Annotated in this window: 14 protein-coding genes; 11 read left to right on the forward strand and 3 right to left on the reverse strand. The window is 59.1% G+C overall.

What is annotated here, in order from left to right; all coding sequences use genetic code 11:
* Positions 1-212 precede the first annotated feature (212 nt).
* From HYX42_RS09530 to HYX42_RS09540, 3 genes are all read right to left on the reverse strand, one after another.
* Complete coding sequence (locus tag HYX42_RS09530) at positions 213-1523, reverse strand: TRAP transporter large permease subunit (protein WP_293402207.1); 1311 nt, start codon at positions 1521-1523, stop codon at positions 213-215.
* 85 nt (positions 1524-1608) lie between these two features.
* Positions 1609-2142: a TRAP transporter small permease subunit gene (locus tag HYX42_RS09535; protein WP_293402209.1), complete on the reverse strand. Its 534-nt coding sequence runs from the start codon at positions 2140-2142 to the stop codon at positions 1609-1611.
* A gap of 3 nt (positions 2143-2145) precedes the next feature.
* A complete protein-coding gene (locus HYX42_RS09540; protein WP_293402211.1) occupies positions 2146-3129 on the reverse strand; it encodes a TRAP transporter substrate-binding protein in 984 nt (327 codons plus the stop codon).
* 119 nt (positions 3130-3248) lie between these two features.
* Here HYX42_RS09540 and HYX42_RS09545 point away from each other — a divergent pair, with 119 nt between their 5' ends.
* The 11 genes from HYX42_RS09545 to HYX42_RS09595 all read left to right on the forward strand — a co-directional run bounded on the left by HYX42_RS09545 (position 3249) and on the right by HYX42_RS09595 (position 15614).
* On the forward strand, positions 3249-4241 hold the full coding sequence (locus tag HYX42_RS09545) for a LysR family transcriptional regulator (protein ID WP_293402213.1): 993 nt from the start codon (positions 3249-3251) through the stop codon (positions 4239-4241).
* A gap of 90 nt (positions 4242-4331) precedes the next feature.
* Positions 4332-5597, forward strand: a complete 1266-nt coding sequence (locus HYX42_RS09550) for an ABC transporter substrate-binding protein (RefSeq protein ID WP_293402215.1) — start codon at positions 4332-4334, stop codon at positions 5595-5597.
* Between the two features lie 136 nt (positions 5598-5733).
* Positions 5734-6600 (forward strand): branched-chain amino acid ABC transporter permease, encoded by an 867-nt coding sequence (locus HYX42_RS09555; RefSeq protein ID WP_293402217.1) that lies wholly within the window; start codon positions 5734-5736, stop codon positions 6598-6600.
* Positions 6601-6602: 2 nt separating this feature from the next.
* On the forward strand, positions 6603-7637 hold the full coding sequence (locus HYX42_RS09560) for a branched-chain amino acid ABC transporter permease (protein ID WP_293402219.1): 1035 nt from the start codon (positions 6603-6605) through the stop codon (positions 7635-7637).
* Entirely contained in the window at positions 7634-8344 is a 711-nt protein-coding gene (locus HYX42_RS09565; RefSeq protein ID WP_293402221.1) for an ABC transporter ATP-binding protein, read from the forward strand. The genes HYX42_RS09560 and HYX42_RS09565 overlap by 4 nt, the downstream gene beginning before the upstream one ends.
* A gap of 3 nt (positions 8345-8347) precedes the next feature.
* The gene (locus HYX42_RS09570) at positions 8348-9052 is read left to right on the forward strand and encodes an ABC transporter ATP-binding protein (RefSeq protein ID WP_293402223.1); all 705 of its coding nucleotides are present in this window, start codon (positions 8348-8350) and stop codon (positions 9050-9052) included.
* Between the two features lie 19 nt (positions 9053-9071).
* Positions 9072-9854, forward strand: a complete 783-nt coding sequence (locus tag HYX42_RS09575) for a putative hydro-lyase (RefSeq protein ID WP_293402225.1) — start codon at positions 9072-9074, stop codon at positions 9852-9854.
* Positions 9855-9942: 88 nt separating this feature from the next.
* The gene (locus HYX42_RS09580) at positions 9943-10920 is read left to right on the forward strand and encodes a TRAP transporter substrate-binding protein (protein ID WP_293402227.1); all 978 of its coding nucleotides are present in this window, start codon (positions 9943-9945) and stop codon (positions 10918-10920) included.
* 113 nt (positions 10921-11033) lie between these two features.
* Complete coding sequence (locus HYX42_RS09585) at positions 11034-14681, forward strand: hydantoinase B/oxoprolinase family protein (protein ID WP_293402229.1); 3648 nt, start codon at positions 11034-11036, stop codon at positions 14679-14681.
* 29 nt (positions 14682-14710) lie between these two features.
* Positions 14711-15088 (forward strand): hypothetical protein, encoded by a 378-nt coding sequence (locus tag HYX42_RS09590; protein ID WP_293402231.1) that lies wholly within the window; start codon positions 14711-14713, stop codon positions 15086-15088.
* A complete protein-coding gene (locus HYX42_RS09595) occupies positions 15069-15614 on the forward strand; it encodes a DinB family protein (RefSeq protein WP_293402233.1) in 546 nt (181 codons plus the stop codon). Before HYX42_RS09590 ends, HYX42_RS09595 begins: the two co-directional genes overlap by 20 nt.
* Positions 15615-15824: the final 210 nt, after the last annotated feature.

The following is a 15824-nucleotide window of genomic DNA, read 5'->3' on the forward strand; positions in this document are numbered from 1 at the left end:
CTCGAGCGGGGGATGCGTAACTTACTTGCTAATAGCTCTGAAGCAATGTCCTTGGCCTCCCCAAGGTCGATCCGAGAGAGCCAAAGCCGCCTGTAGAGGCGCAGGTCAGGCTCGCGATCCTCAGGTACTTTCAAGCGATCAAGATTGGTGGGCGCCATCCGAGTGGTCTAACTCCTGAGTTGGGCGGCAAAAATCGGAGAGCGGAAAATTTCCTACTTCTCCACTCCCATTACCAAATTAGGCAAGCTCGTCACGATCTGCGGGAACACAGTGATCAGCACAATACATACCACGAGGCACCCGAAGAATGGAATCGCCGCCCGCGCAATCGTATTGCTGTCCTTGCCGGTCATGTTCTGCAGCACAAAGAGGTTAAAGCCCACGGGTGGCGTGACCTCTGCAATCTCGACCAGCAGGATGATGAAGATGCCGAACCAGATCAGATCGAAGCCGGCCTTCTGGATCATGGGCAGCACGACGGCGCTGGTCAGCACGATCATCGAGATGCCGTCGAGCGCTGTGCCCAGAATCAGGTAGACGATGGTCAGCACAAAGATCAGCGCAAAGGGCGACAGGTGCATGTGGTCTACCCACTCGGCCAGTTCGCGCGGAATGCCTGTGAAGGCCATGGTCTTGGTGAGGAAGGACGCTCCGGCCAGGATGAACATGATCATGCAGCTGGTGCGCGTGGTGCCCATCAGGCCGTCCTTGAAGTTCTGCCATGTCAGCGAGCGGCTCCAGAGCGCGAGCCCCAGCGAGCCGGCCACGCCGTAGGCTGCGCATTCAGTAGCCGTGGCATAGCCTGCAATCAGCACCCAGCAGACAAACACAATCAGCGCACCGCATGGGATGAGGTTGCGCGACTTGTGCAGTTTTTGCATGAAGGTGGTCGGCTGGTCGGGCGGCGGCTGCAGCGCCGGATTGCGCAGCGCCCACCAGATGATGTAGCCCGAGAACAGCGCCATCAGCAAAAAGCCGGGCAGAAAGCCCGCCAGGAAGATGCGGATGATGGAGGCGTCGGCTGCCACCGCATAGACCACCATGGTGATGGATGGCGGAATCAGGATGCCCAGCGTGCCGGCCGTTGCCAGGGACCCGAGTGCGATCTTTTCGCTGTAGCCGCGCTTGACCAGCTCGGGCAGGGCGACCTGCGAGATGGTGGCGCAGGTGGCGGCTGATGAGCCAGATACCGAGCCAAAAATGCCGCAACCCAGAATGGTCGTGTGCATCAGCCGGCCGGGAATGCGGTTCAGCCAGGGGCTCAGGCCCTCAAACATCTCTTCGCTGAGTTTGGTGCGAAAAAGGATTTCGCCCATCCAGATAAACAGGGGCAGGGCAGCGAGCTCCCAGCTGGCGTTGCTTTCCCAGAAGGCGCTGAAAAGGTTCTTGCCGGGTTGTGTCGTCGTGAAAAAGGCCTGCCCGACCCAGCCGCAAATGGCCAGTGTCATGGCAATCCATACGCCACCCGAAAGCAGCACCATCATGAGCAGCAGCAAAATGCCGCCCACCATCAAAATGTCCATGATTTGTTAGTTCTTTATGTTTTTGGAAGGACGCTAAGTGTGTAGAGGATGGATCCCGGATCGAGTCCGGGATGACAGCCACAATTCAAACTTCTGATGAGAAATCACCACGCGCATGCCGCTCTGCGACCTCGCGTACAAAGGTGGGCACGCCGCCGCGTAGCACGATGATGAATTCATCGACCACGGCAACCAGCAGCAGGATGGAACCCAGCGCAAAGCTCAGCTGTGGAATCCACATCGGCATGGGCAACAGGCCCTGCGCGATGTCATTGAACTCCCAGCTTTCGTAGGTGAACCGGCAAGCCGACAAGGCGAGGTAGGCCACCGCGACGGACGCAATGGCCAGTGATACCAGCTCCATCGCACGGCGGGTTTTTTCACCAACCTTTTCAAGCAGCAGCGTCACCCGCACAAAGTCGCCGTGCTTGAAGGCATGGGCCATCGCAAAAAATGCGGCAGCCGCGCAAAACCAGGCCACCACATCGTTGACGGCGCCCGTGTTGACGCGAAACTCCCGCAATATGCTTTGGCCTATCATCAGCACGGCAATCAGTGCGATGAAGACGGCGCCCAGTGCGCCGCCTGCCAGGTAAAGCCGGTCAAGAAATTTGCGCATGCTTTATTTCTTGGCGGCTTTGAGCTTGTTGAAGTCGGCAACGATGGCCACGCCTTCAGGGCCAGCCTTTTTCTGCCAGTCGGCCACCATGATCACGCCCACCTGCTTCATGTCGGCCGTCAGCTTGGCTGGCGGTGCAACAATCTTCATGCCTTTTTCCTTCAGCGCATTCTTGTACCAGTCGTTCTTTTCTTCGCTGAGCTTCCAGCCGCGCACTTCCGCATCGGCGGCTGCCTTGGTGACTGCTGCCTGCGTGGCGGGGTCAAGCGCATCAAACGCTTTCTTGTTCACGAGGATCGCGTTTTTTGGCAGCCAGGCCTGGGTGTCATACCAGTACTTCAGGCTTTCATAGGTCTTGGAGTCGTAGCCGGTGGAGCCCGAGCTCATGTAGCTTTCAACCACACCCGTCGCCAGTGCCTGTGACAGCTCGGCTGCCTGTATGGTGACGGGCTGCGCGCCAATCAGTTCTGCAATCTTGGCAGTGGCGGGGCTGTATGCGCGCCATTTGATGCCGCGCAGGTCGGCGACAGAGCCGATCTCTTTCTTTGTATAGATGCCTTGCGGTGGCCATGCCACGGTGTAGAGCAGCTTGATGCCCTGCACGTCCAGCAGTTTGCTCAACGCAGGTTTCTGCGCCTGGTACAGCAGTTTGGATTCAGCGTAGGAGGTTGCAAGGAAAGGCTGGCCATCGAGGCCGTAAATCGGGTTTTCGTTTTCAAAGTTGACCAGCAGGACTTCACCAATCTGTGCCTGGCCGCCCTGAACGGCGCGCTTGATCTCATTGGCCTTGAAGAGCGATGCATTGGCATGCACCGTGATCTTGAGCTTGCCGCCTGTGGCCTTGTCGACGTCGGCTGCGAACTGGGTCAGGTTTTCAGTGTGGAAGTTGCTGGCCGGGTAGGCTGCGGGCAAATCCCATTTGGTCTGTGCAAAAGCGGATGTGCCCAGGGTAAGGGCCGTGGCGACCAGTGCAAGCTTGAATTTCATGGTGACTCCAGATTGGGAAGTATTGAAATGGTTGAAGGTAAGGCTAGGATAGACGCAAATCCCGCGCCAGTTCCCCGGAGATACCCCGAAATCCGTTCCGTAACCCACGGCTACTCCTTATGAACCTCCGTTTTGTTGAAGCCTTCTACTGGGTGGCGTCGCTGAAAAGCATCTCGCGCGCTGCAGAAAAGCTTTTTCTCACGCAGTCAGCCATGTCCAGCCGCATCGCCACACTCGAAGAAGAGCTGGGCATCCTGCTATTGGACAGGCGCGACAAACAGTTCAAGCTGACGATTGCGGGTGCGCGCTTTCTGATCTACGCGCAGAAGCTGCTCGACCTGCAGCGTGAGGTCAAGGCCGAGATGGGTTCGGGTGCGCCCATGGCGGTCGCCATGCGCATAGGCGCGATTGAATCGGTGCTGCATTCCTGGCTGATTCCCTGGCTTGAGAAGTTGCGCATCGACCACCCCGGGCTGGAACTTGAGCTCACCGTTGAAACCACACCCATCCTGATGGAGCAGATAGAGCGCGGCACGCTTGATCTGGTGTTTGCCGTGCTGCCTGCATCCGCCGATGGCGTGCGAAACCATGCGCTGCCGGTCATGGATATGGCTTTTGTGGGCAACCCGCTGCTCCATAAAAAAAGAAATTACAGGCTGGACGAGCTCGCCGAGATGGAGTTGCTGACCTTCCAGAAGGGCTCCCAACCGCATGTCACGCTGCTTGACCTGTTCAAACAGAACCGCATGGAGCCCAAAAAGGTGCACGCGATTTCGTCCATATCGGCCATGGTCCAGCTGGTGCAGGGCGGGTTTGGTGTGGCGCTTTTGCCGCGTGCGGCGGTCCAGCGCCTGACGGGTTTTGCCAGCCTCAAAATGCTGACCTGCGACAAGAAAGTGAAGGGTTTGCCCATACACGCCAGCTACCGGACAGACCCGACGTCGTCTTCAGTTGAAACTGTCGTGAGGTCGGCCGTCGAGTTTGCGGCTGAGGCGACAGGCGGCAAACCTGGCATCAACGAAGGCACCAAAACAGGCCTGCGAAAAACCGCAATATCCACAAAAAAGGTGCATCAGGGTAAATCCTTATCATCGAAAAAATCGATGAACTAAGCGAAAAATTTCTTGTTTGATTTAGCGTTTTGACAAACGCACACTTCGTCACATGTCATTCAACTGTCATGTTTTTACGAGGAGTTTCAAATGAGGAAATCATGGGTAGCCCGAGTGGCTTCAGTCGTTCTGTCTGCCGGGTTCGCGTTCAGCGCCCATGCACAGCAGGAAATAAAAATCGGTGTGCTGTACCCCCTCACAGGGCCAGGTGCATCCGTCGGTGCAGAACTGCGCAGCGCACTTGAGCTGGCTGCCGACATCATCAACAACGGCGCACCCGGTATTGCCCAGCTGCCTTTCTCCGCAGGCAAGGGCCTGCCCAACCTGAAGGGCGCAAAGATCAAGCTGGTGTTTGCCGACCACCAGGCCAACCCGCAAACCGGCGCGACCGAGGCTGAACGCCTGATCACCCAGGAGAAGGTTGTGGCGCTTGTCGGTGCCTACAACAGCGCCGTCACTGCAACCGCCAGCCAGATCGCCGAGCGCGCAGGCATTCCCTTCCTCAACCCCGAGTCTTCTTCTGCTTCGCTCACCGCACGCAACTTCAAGTGGTTCTTCCGCACCACGCCGCATGACGATCTTTTTGTCAACAACGCGTTCGAGTTTTTGAAAGAACTGGAAGCCCGCAAAGGCATCAAGGCCGGTGTCGTGGCCAGCCTGAACGAGAACGGCCTGTGGGGCACAGAGACCACCAAGCTGCAGGCCAAGCTGGCCCTTGAGTACAAGCAGAACCTGGCCAAGCAGATTGTTTACCCGGCCAAGACCACGCAGCTGACTTCTGAAGTGCAGACGCTGAAGGCGGCCAATCCCAACCTCGTGCTGCAGTCGTCATACACGGCTGATGCCATCCTGTCGATGAAGACATACAAGGAGCTTGGCTTTTCGCCCGACATGATTCTGGCCAACAACGCCGGGTTCACAGACACCGACTTCATCAAGACTCTGGGCAAGGACGCCGAGTACGTGATCACCCGTGAAGTCTGGGCACTGGACCTGGCCAACCGCAACCCGCTGATCAAGCAGGTCAATGACCTGTTCAACAGCCGCTACAAGATCAACTTCACCGGCAATTCATCGCGCACCTTCACCGGCATGATGGTGATGGCTGATGCGATTAATCGCGCAGGTTCTACCGAGCCGGAAGCGATCCGCAAGGCGCTGGTGGCCACCGATATTGCCGGCAACAAACTCATCATGCCGTGGAAGGGTGTGAAGTTCGACGCGACAGGCCAGAACACGCTGGGCCAGGGCATCCTGGTGCAGATCATTGACGGCAAGTACAACACCGTCTGGCCTTTCAACATGGCGTCACGTGAAGTCACATGGCCCATGCCCAAATGGGACCAGCGCAAGTAAGTTGCGATCCCATTTCGATGCGATGCGTTGTTGCCCCGCCTTGCCGTGCCAAAGCACTGTCTGCAGCGGTGCGCCTAGCCTCGCACCGAACTGGAAACGCAACGAACGTTAACCAAATCATCCAAAAAGAAAACCCATGACTACGGAAATTCTGCTTCAGACGCTTGCTTCAGGCGTCCTTATCGGGCTGATTTACGCGCTGGTGGCGATTGGCCTGACGATGATTTTCGGCGTCATGGACATCGTGAATTTTGCGCACGGGGAGTTCCTCATGCTGGGCATGTACTCGACCTTCTGGCTTTTCGCCCTCTATGCGCTTGACCCCCTGCTGACGCTGCCGCTGACAGTCATCATGCTGTTTGCGTTTGGCGTGCTGCTGTACAAGCTGGTCATCGTTCGCATCATCAACGCACCCATGCTGTCGCAGATCTTCACGACCTTTGGCATCATGATCCTGCTGCGCGGTGTGGCCCAGTTCCTCTGGAAACCAGACTTCCGCTCGATTGAGAACTCGGCTGTCGCCGGTTCTGTGAAGCTGCTGGGCATACAGCTGGGTAAACCGCAGCTGGTGGCGGGCATTGGTGCAATCGTGGTCACGGGGCTGATTTATTTCTTTCTCAACAAGACCCGTCTTGGTGCCGCGCTTGAAGCCACTGCCTCCGACAAGGAAGCGGCCCGTCTCATGGGCATTGACTCGCACAAGATGTTCTCGCTGGCCTGGGGCATAGGTGCGGCCTGTGCGGGTGCGGCGGGCGTTCTGCTCTCAACCTTCTTCCCCATCTTTCCGGACGTCGGTGCCAACTTCATCCTGCTTGCTTTTGTGGTGGTCAACCTGGGCGGTTTCGGCAGTGTGACGGGCGCTTTCTGGGCAGGCATCCTGGTTGGCGTGATTGAGGTGATGGGCGGCCTGCTGCTTGGGCCCCAATACAAGACCGCCATCGTGCTGGTGCTCTTCCTGGGCGTACTGATGTTCCGCCCGCAGGGCCTGATGGGCAAGGCGTGATCATGAACAAACAAACTCTTTCCATTGCGGCCACGGTTGTTGTGTTGTTGCTGGCCCTGGCGCTGCCGCTGGCGGTTGATTCGTCGCACCTCAACATGGTCATCCTGGTGCTCATGGCTGCGCAGCTGGGTGTGGCCTGGAACATCGTGGGTGGTTATGCCGGCCAGGTGTCGCTGGGTCATGCTGCCTTCTATGGCCTGGGCGCCTATTCGTCTACGCTGCTGATGATCAAGTTCGGCATCAATCCCTGGGTTGGCGTGCTGGCAGGTGGGGCGATTGCTGCCTTGCTGAGTCTGGCATTTGGCTGGTCGTGCTTTCGCCTTAAAGGCCATTACTTTGCGATGGCGACCATTGCGGTGGCTGAGCTGGTGCAGATTTTTTTCACCGAGTGGGAATACGGCGGAGCGGCAGTGGGCCTGTATGTGCCGATGGACAAACAGGGCTGGCTGTGGATGAACTTCGCGACCAAGCTCCCTTACTACTGGCTGGCCCTGGGCCTGCTGCTGCTGACGCTGGCCGCCAACTGGTGGATAGAGCGCAGCTACCTGGGTTATTACTTTCGCGCCATCAAGGATGAACCCGATGCGGCGCGCAGCATAGGCGTCAACATCGCCCGCTACAAGCAGGTGGCCCTGACGGTCAGCGCCTTCTTCACCGCGCTGGGTGGCAGCCTCTACGCGCAGAAGGAGCTGTACATAGACCCCAACTCCGTGCTGTCGACGGCGCTGTCCATCAAGATGGCGCTGGTCGCGATTCTCGGCGGCGTCGGCACCCTGCTGGGGCCAGTCATTGGCTCCGTGGTGCTGACGAGCATTGAGGAATTCAGCCGCATCCTCTTCGGTGGTACCGGGCGCGGCACTGACGTGATCATCTATGCCAGCCTCATCATCATCATCGCCGTGTTCTACCCGACCGGCATCATCGGCTGGATACGCAGCTTCAGGGAGCGCCGTGCAGCAAGAGCCGATGCCTCCGCCAGCATGGCGGCCCATGCTGCTTCTGCAGCCAGGGACAAGCTGGAAGGAAAGGCATCATGAGCCTGCTTGAAGTCAACAATGTCAGCAAGCGTTTCGGTGGGCTGACGGCCAACCAGGACGTGTCATTCAACGTCGAAGCTGGTCAGGTGGTCGGCTTGATAGGCCCCAACGGCGCAGGCAAGACCACGATGTTCAACTGCGTCGCCGGGTTTTTTGCGCCCACGAGCGGCAGCATCAGGCTGCAGGGCCGTGATATCGCGGGATTGCCGCCCGAAGCCTGCGCCCGCGCCGGTGTGGCGCGTACCTTCCAGATTGCGCGCACCTTCACCAGCATGACGGCCTGCGAAAACGTCATGACAGCCGCCATGCTGCTGGAGCACAACGTGGCCAGGGCACGCGCAGCAGCCTTGAAGTGGCTGGCCTTTGCAAATCTCGAACGCTTTGCAGACAGGCCTGCAGCAGGCATGACCATCAGCGAGCAGCGCCGTCTGGCGGTGGTGCGGGCGCTGGCCATACAGCCGCGCATCCTGCTGATGGATGAGGTGATGGCGGGCCTCAACCCTTCCGAAGTCAGGGAGGCCGTTGACGTGGTGCTGAAGATACGCGACGAAGGCATTGCCTGCCTCATCGTCGAGCATGTGCTGGAAGGCATCATGCCGATTGCCGACAAGATTGTGGTGCTGGACCGTGGCGTGAAGATTGCCGAAGGCACGCCGAAAGAAGTCTCAAACGACCCCGTTGTCATCACTGCCTACCTCGGGGACTAGACCATGCTGGAAATCAAAAATCTCAAGGTCTGTTACGACGACGTGCTGGCCATCTCCGATGTCAGCCTCACGGTGGAGCCGGGCAAGATCGTGGCGCTGGTGGGCGGCAACGGCAACGGCAAGTCCACCACGCTGCGTGCAGTGGCCGGCCTGAACCCTGCAGCTGCAGGCAGCATTACCTTCAACGGCGAGGCGATTCACCGCATGCCGGCACACAAGCGGGTACCGCTGGGTTTGTCACTGGTGCCGGAGGGTCGTCGACTGTTTCCGCGTTTGACTGTGTTACGCAATCTGGAGCTCGGCGCTTTCACCCGCGTGGACAAACATGAAGTCACCAGCGGCATTGACGAGATGCTGGACCTCTTTCCCATCCTGAAAGAGCGCGCTACCCAGCTGGCAGGCACCATGAGTGGTGGCGAGCAGCAGATGCTGGCGATTGCGCGCGGCCTGATGGCACGGCCCAGGCTGTTGATGCTGGATGAACCCTCATGGGGTATCGCGCCCAAGTTTGTGACCAAGGTGCTGGACGTGATCCAGCAGGTCAACCAGACCGGGGTGTCGATATTGCTCGTCGAGCAGAATTTGCAGAAAGCGCTCAACATCGCGCACTATGGTTATGTCATACAGACTGGCCGCATCGTGATGCAGGGCAAGGGGCATGATTTGCTGAATGATGAAAAGGTCAAGAAGGCCTATCTGGGCTTTTGATCGATTAATGGATTTGATGATGAATACCGCCACCATGAACAAGATATTTGACAAACCATCCGACCTGCGCGCCGCCAGCCGCTCGGGCAAGTTCACTGCCCCCACCGCAGGTCACGCGCCGGGCTACATCCAGGCCAACCTGATGATCGTGCCGCAGGACCAGGCGTTTGATTTTTTGCTGTTTTGCCAGCGCAACCCCAAGCCTTGCCCATTGGTCGAGGTGCTGGAGCCGGGCCAGTTCGAGCCGGCCTGCGCACCGGGCGCCAACCTGGCGACCGATGTGCCCGGTTACCGCGTTTACCGCGATGGCGAGTTTGTCGAGGAGCGCAGTGACATTTCCGAGCTCTGGCAAAAGGACTTTGTGACCTTCCTGATCGGTTGCAGCTTTTCGTTTGAAGCGGCGGTGATTGCCGAGGGCGTGCGCCTGCGGCATGTGGACCAGGGCTGCAATGTGGCCATGTACCGCACCAATCTGGCCTGCGTGCCTTCGGGCCCTTTCCAGGGCGACATGGTGGTCAGCATGCGGCCCATCAAGAGCCGCGATGTGGCCAAGGTGGTTGAAGTATCCGGCCGATTTGCATTGGCGCATGGCGCGCCCCTGCACATCGGCAACCCGGCGGAAATAGGCATCAAAAACCTGTTGAAACCGGACTATGGCGACGCGGTGAGCATCATGCCTGACGAGGTACCGGTGTTCTGGGCGTGCGGTGTGACACCGCAGTGGATTGCGCAATCGAGCCGGCTGTCACTGTGCATCACGCATGCACCCGGCAAGATGTTTGTGACCGACAGGCGAGGCTGAGCGCGATGACTACCGACATGCACCGGGCGCCAGGGACAACTTCTCCTCGAAACCCTCCCTAACGTTTCCCCAACTCCCAGGAGTTTTCATGAAACACATTTTTTCAGCCGCGTTCTGCGCGGTGCTGGCAAGTCACGTCCCTGCGATACAGGCGCAGACCACCTGGAAGCTCGCCACGGGCTACCGGGCCGAGTCTTTCCACACGCAAAACATCATGCAGTTCTCGCGTGATGTGGAGCAGGCCACCGCGGGCAAGCTGGTCATCCAGGTGCATCCCAACAACACGCTGGCCAAGCTCAATGAGGTGAGCCAGGCTGTGCAGCAGGGCAAGGCCGAGGCGGGCGAGACCATCATGACCAGCATGGTGAAGGAGATACCGCTGGCCGGTGCGGATTCCATACCGTTTGTCGTGGGCTCCTACAGCGATGCACAACGGCTCTGGAAGCTGCAGCGGCCGGGCATCGAAAAGCACTTTGCCGAGCGCGGCCTCAAGCTGCTCTACGCCGTCCCCTGGCCGCCGCAGGGCCTGCATTCGAGCAAACCGATTCGGGGTCTGGCCGACTTCAGGGGCACGCAGATGCGTACCTACAACTCCACGACCTTGCGCATCGCCGAGATGCTGGGTGCCAAACCTGTCGATGTCGCCATGGTGGACGTGGGCAAGGCGCTGTCGGAAGGCCGCATGGACAACATGATCACCTCGGCCCTGACGGGGGTAGAAAACAAGGTCTGGGGGCCCATCAAGTATTACTACGAGATCAATGCCTGGTTTCCGAAAAATGTTGTATTTGTCAGCAACAAGGCATTTGAGGCCCTGAAACCCGACGCACGCAGCATGGTTCTCAAGGCTGCGGGCAATGCCGAACTGCGCGGCTGGGAGGCCAGCCAGGCGCTGGCGACCAGTGCGACTGAAGAGCTGCGCGCCAATGGCGTGAAGATAGAGCGCATACCGCAGGACCTGGACCTTGAAATAAAACGCATGGGCGAGAAGTTCTCGCGCGAATGGGTCAGGTCGGTAGGCAATGAGGCCAATGACATCTTTGTGCCGTATTACCTCAGGCCCTGAATGACGCCCCGCAATATCCATGCGGCCTGAAACCTGCTTTACGGGATTCGATAAAAACTGACAGGCAGGCGCCGCATCTCCCGCTATTCTGTAGAAAAACCGCTTTTATAAAAATGACGACAACAAATACATCCGCTCCAGACAAACCCGTAACTGACAAACGCTGGCAGTTCTGGATAGACCGTGGCGGCACTTTCACCGACATCGTGGCCAAAAAGCCCGATGGCTCCCTGGTCACGCACAAGCTGCTGTCAGAGAACCCGGAGCAGTACCGCGATGCCGCAGTGGCCGGCATTCGCCACCTGCTGGGGCTGAAGACGGGTGAATCCATCAGCGCTGACGTGGTCGATTGCGTGAAGATGGGCACTACGGTCGCTACCAATGCACTGCTTGAGCGCAAGGGCGAACCAACGCTGCTGGTGACAACGCGCGGTTTCAGGGACGCGCTGCGCATCGCCTACCAGAACCGGCCACGCCTGTTTGATCGCAACATCGTGCTGCCTGAACTGCTGTACAGCGCTGTTCTTGAGGCCCATGAGCGTGTCGGCGCACAGGGCGAGGTGCTGCAGGAGCTGGACGAGGCACTGCTGAAGAAGCAATTGCTTGAACAATATGCCAAAGGCTTGCGCAGCGTGGCGATTGTCTTCATGCACGGCTACCGCTATACCGAACATGAAAAGGCCGCCAAACGTATTGCGCTTGAGGTGGGTTTCACGCAGGTCAGCACCTCGCATGAGACCAGCCCGATGATGAAGTTTGTCAGCCGGGGTGACACAACCGTAGTCGATGCCTATCTGTCGCCCATCCTGCGCCGCTATGTGGAGCAGGTGGCGGGCGAGATGCCCGGCGTGAAGCTGTTTTTCATGCAGTCTTCAGGCGGCCTGACAGATGCGCATGTGTTCCAGGGCAAAGATGCGATTTTGAGCGGACCGGCTGGCGGTATTGTCGGCATGGCGCGCACGGCGGCCATTGCGGGGCATGCGAAGGTCATCGGTTTTGACATGGGCGGTACTTCTACCGATGTGTCTCACTATGCCGGTGAGTTTGAGCGCGAGTTTGAAACCCAGGTGGCCGGTGTGCGCATGCGCGCGCCCATGATGAGCATTCACACTGTTGCTGCGGGCGGCGGCTCCATCCTGAAGTTTGACGGTGAACGCTTTCGCGTCGGCCCGCAAAGCGCGGGTGCGAACCCCGGCCCGGCCAGCTACAGGCGTGGCGGGCGGCTGGCGGTGACGGATGCCAACGTGATGGTCGGCAAGGTACAGCCACGTTACTTCCCCAAGGTCTTCGGCCCGAATGCCGATGAAGCCTTGAGCTATGAGGCTGTCGAGGCGCAGTTCAACGAACTGGCGGGCCAGACCGGCCGCAGTGCCGAGGTGGTGGCCGAGGGCTTCATCAACATCGCCGTGCAGCAGATGGCCAACGCCATCAAGAAAATTTCTGTCGCACGCGGCTATGACGTCACGCGCTACACCCTGCAGTGCTTCGGCGGTGCAGGTGGCCAGCATGCCTGCCTGGTGGCTGATGCGCTGGGCATGACACGGGTGTTTGTGCACCCGCTGGCTGGCGTGCTGAGCGCCTACGGCATGGGCCTGGCTGACCAGAACGTGATTCGCGAGCAGGCGATTGAATTGAAGCTGACTGCAGCAGCCTTGCCCGAGATCGCCGAAAAGCTCAACACGCTGGCGGCCACGGCCGAGAGCGAGCTGCAGCGCCAGCAGGTCAACACCGGGGCCATCACCACGCACCACCGCGTGCATGTGCGTTACGAGGGCAGTGATGCGGCACTGGTTGTGCCCTTTGGATCGCTGGACCAGATAGAAGCGGGCTTCGAGTCGGCCTATCGCCAGCGCTTTGCCTTTTTGATGCAGGGCAAGGGCCTGGTGGTTGAAGCCGTGTCTGTGGAATCAGTGGTGGCGGGCGATGCGCCTGCCGAGCCGCGCCATGCCACGCACGAGCCGCGCGAGGTACCGCGCCGCGAGACGGTGAAGATGTATTCGGGCGGCCAGTGGCATGAGGCCGCGCTGGTGGTGCGAGAAGATCTGCAGCCCGGCGACATCATCTCTGGCCCGGCCATCATTGCCGAAAAGAACGCGACCACTGTGGTCGAACCCGGCTGGGAAGCAGCGCTGACGGCGCTGGACCATCTGGTACTTGACCGCCGCGCAGAGCGCGCCATCAAGTTTGCCGCCGGCACCAATGTCGATCCCGTCTTGCTGGAAGTCTTCAACAACCTGTTCATGAACATCGCAGAGCAGATGGGCCTGCAGCTTCAGAACACGGCCTACTCGGTCAACATCAAGGAGCGCCTGGACTTCAGTTGCGCGCTGTTCGACACCGCAGGCAATCTGATCGCCAATGCCCCGCACATGCCGGTGCACCTGGGTTCCATGGGCGAAAGCATCAAGACCGTGATTCGAGAGAACGCTGGCAAGATGCAGCCGGGCGATGTGTATGTGCTCAATGACCCGTACCATGGCGGCACCCATCTGCCTGACATCACCGTCATCACACCTGTGTACCTGGGCGCATCGACCGAGCCTACTTTTTATGTCGGTTCGCGCGGTCACCACGCCGACATCGGTGGCACCACGCCGGGTTCCATGCCGCCGTTCTCCACGCTGATTGAAGAAGAGGGCGTGCAGATCAACAACGTCAAGCTGGTTGAGCGCGGTGTATTGCGCGAGGCCGAGATGGTGGCGCTGCTCAAAAGCGGCAAATACCCTTCGAGGAACCCGCAGCAGAACATGGCTGATCTGAAAGCGCAGATTGCCGCCAATGAAAAAGGCGTGCAGGAGCTGCGCAAGATGGTCGAACAATTCAGCCTGGAGGTGGTGCTGGCCTATATGCGCCACGTACAGGACAACGCGGAAGAGTCGGTACGCCGCGTGATCACGAAGCTCAGGGACGGAGACTTCACCCTGCCGCTGGACAACGGCGCGCAGATCAGGGTGGCGATCCGGGTAGACAATAAAAACCGCAGTGCGGAGATCGATTTCACGGGCACATCGGCCCAGCAGACCAACAACTTCAACGCGCCGACGGCGGTGTGCATGGCGGCTGTGCTCTATGTCTTCCGCACGCTGGTCGATGACGATATTCCGCTCAATGCGGGCTGCCTGAAACCGCTCAAGGTCATCATTCCTGCGGGGTCCATGCTGAACCCTAACCCGCCGGCATCGGTGGTGGCGGGCAATGTCGAGACCTCGACCTGCATCACCAATGCGCTCTATGGCGCGCTGGGTGTGATGGCGGCCAGCCAGTGCACGATGAACAACTTCACCTTTGGCAACCAGCGCCACCAGTATTACGAAACCATTTCTGGCGGCTCGGGTGCCGGTGGTGTGACCGACGGTGCGGGCAAGGTGCTGTCCGGGTTCAACGGGACATCGGTAGTGCAGACGCACATGACCAACTCACGGCTGACAGACCCGGAGGTGCTGGAGTTCCGTTTCCCGGTACGGCTTGAGAGCTACGAAATTCGCGAAGGTTCGGGCGGTGCGGGGCGCTGGCATGGCGGCAACGGCGGTGTGCGGCGCGTGCGTTTCCTGGAGCCCATGACCGCCAGCATTTTGTCGAATGGCCGTCTGCATGGTGCATTCGGTATGGCAGGTGGCCAGCCTGGTCAGGTGGGCAAAAACGTGGTGCTGCGCTCTGACGGGCGTATCGAGGCATTGGGCCATATCGGGCAGGCCGACATGCTGCCCGGCGATATTTTCGAGATTCACACACCTGGCGGTGGCGGTTTCGGCACTGCCTGACCAGACGCAAACTTTAACGGGAGCTGGGCATGGAAAGAACATCACGAATCCAGCGCTGGTTTGGAACCGGCCCGCGCTTTGACAACGCAGATGGCGGCCATGACCTGCTGCCGACCAACGCAGAAGCTGATCTGGACGGCATACGCAGCGCCATGCTGCTGGCCGTGGCCTCATGCAGTGAAGCCAGCCGCCTGCGCATCGAGGACCTCGTCAAACACTCGATTTCCGCTGTCGAGTTGTGGCTGATACGTGCCGATATCTTTCAGTGCCTGGCACGTGAGGTGGGACAAAAACACGCCGCAGGGCAGGTGGCCGCACTCGACCCGCTCTTCAACGCCGCACTGCCCGGCATTGCCGCCGGCGGAAAAAGTCCAGACAATCGCAGGGATGCCCAACGCCTTTCTTGAGCTTTACCAATTTCAGGCCCGATACAACCGCTGGATCAACGAACGCATGTATGCCGCATGCGAGCAACTTTCAGACGCAGAACGAAAGCTGGACCGTGGCGCGTTCTTCGGGTCCATCCACCGCACCCTCAACCACATCGTCGTGACCGACCAGGTCTGGCTGCGCAGGTTCGCGCAGTCGGGCGTTGAAAATGGCCTGCGGTTTGAGATGCTGGAAGGCGGCCTGATCACGATTCCCGAAGCCTATCAACTGGACGCGGTACCCTTTGATGACTGGGCAGCCCTGAAAGCGAAGCGGGCGCAGCTCGATGACGCCATGGAGCGCTGGACGGCGGCCATGCCTGCCGACTACCCGCAGATGCAGATGGGCTACAGCAATTCAAAGGGAACCCGGCGTGATCACCCTGCATGGCAGGCCATGACCCACCTTTTCAACCACCAGACCCATCACCGCAGCCAGGTGATCACCTTGCTGACCCAGTCCGGGGTGGATATTGGCGTCACGGACATGCTGGCGTTGATGTAATGGCGCTGTGATTGCTATCAAATAAATAGCTGCTCACGTGCGTATCTATTGGTCTGGAGGCTGATTTTGCCCCTGAAAATGGCCATTTTTGAAGGGTTTCCAGGTTCTGGAGCAACCTGGGCAGCCGCCTGAACGACTTAAAACAGCTGTAATAGCTATATTAGCTGTTTTGGAGGATTTTCAGGAATCTTGAAGTCTGGACGCGTGTGC

Source organism: Polaromonas sp., assembly GCF_016185115.1.
In the GTDB taxonomy this organism is placed as follows: domain Bacteria; phylum Pseudomonadota; class Gammaproteobacteria; order Burkholderiales; family Burkholderiaceae_C; genus Polaromonas.

What these genes read in the sequence shown, in the direction of transcription:
- HYX42_RS09535 (WP_293402209.1), bottom strand. Translation starts at nt 2,142, where the DNA reads ATGCGCAAATTTCTTGACCGGCTTTACCTGGCAGGCGGCGCACTGGGC.
- HYX42_RS09555 (WP_293402217.1), top strand. Translation starts at nt 5,734, where the DNA reads ATGACTACGGAAATTCTGCTTCAGACGCTTGCTTCAGGCGTCCTTATC.
- HYX42_RS09590 (WP_293402231.1), top strand. Translation starts at nt 14,711, where the DNA reads ATGGAAAGAACATCACGAATCCAGCGCTGGTTTGGAACCGGCCCGCGC.
- HYX42_RS09530 (WP_293402207.1), bottom strand. Translation starts at nt 1,523, where the DNA reads ATGGACATTTTGATGGTGGGCGGCATTTTGCTGCTGCTCATGATGGTG.
- HYX42_RS09575 (WP_293402225.1), top strand. Translation starts at nt 9,072, where the DNA reads ATGAATACCGCCACCATGAACAAGATATTTGACAAACCATCCGACCTG.
- HYX42_RS09580 (WP_293402227.1), top strand. Translation starts at nt 9,943, where the DNA reads ATGAAACACATTTTTTCAGCCGCGTTCTGCGCGGTGCTGGCAAGTCAC.
- HYX42_RS09565 (WP_293402221.1), top strand. Translation starts at nt 7,634, where the DNA reads ATGAGCCTGCTTGAAGTCAACAATGTCAGCAAGCGTTTCGGTGGGCTG.
- HYX42_RS09595 (WP_293402233.1), top strand. Translation starts at nt 15,069, where the DNA reads ATGCCCAACGCCTTTCTTGAGCTTTACCAATTTCAGGCCCGATACAAC.
- HYX42_RS09585 (WP_293402229.1), top strand. Translation starts at nt 11,034, where the DNA reads ATGACGACAACAAATACATCCGCTCCAGACAAACCCGTAACTGACAAA.
- HYX42_RS09545 (WP_293402213.1), top strand. Translation starts at nt 3,249, where the DNA reads ATGAACCTCCGTTTTGTTGAAGCCTTCTACTGGGTGGCGTCGCTGAAA.
- HYX42_RS09550 (WP_293402215.1), top strand. Translation starts at nt 4,332, where the DNA reads ATGAGGAAATCATGGGTAGCCCGAGTGGCTTCAGTCGTTCTGTCTGCC.
- HYX42_RS09570 (WP_293402223.1), top strand. Translation starts at nt 8,348, where the DNA reads ATGCTGGAAATCAAAAATCTCAAGGTCTGTTACGACGACGTGCTGGCC.
- HYX42_RS09540 (WP_293402211.1), bottom strand. Translation starts at nt 3,129, where the DNA reads ATGAAATTCAAGCTTGCACTGGTCGCCACGGCCCTTACCCTGGGCACA.
- HYX42_RS09560 (WP_293402219.1), top strand. Translation starts at nt 6,603, where the DNA reads ATGAACAAACAAACTCTTTCCATTGCGGCCACGGTTGTTGTGTTGTTG.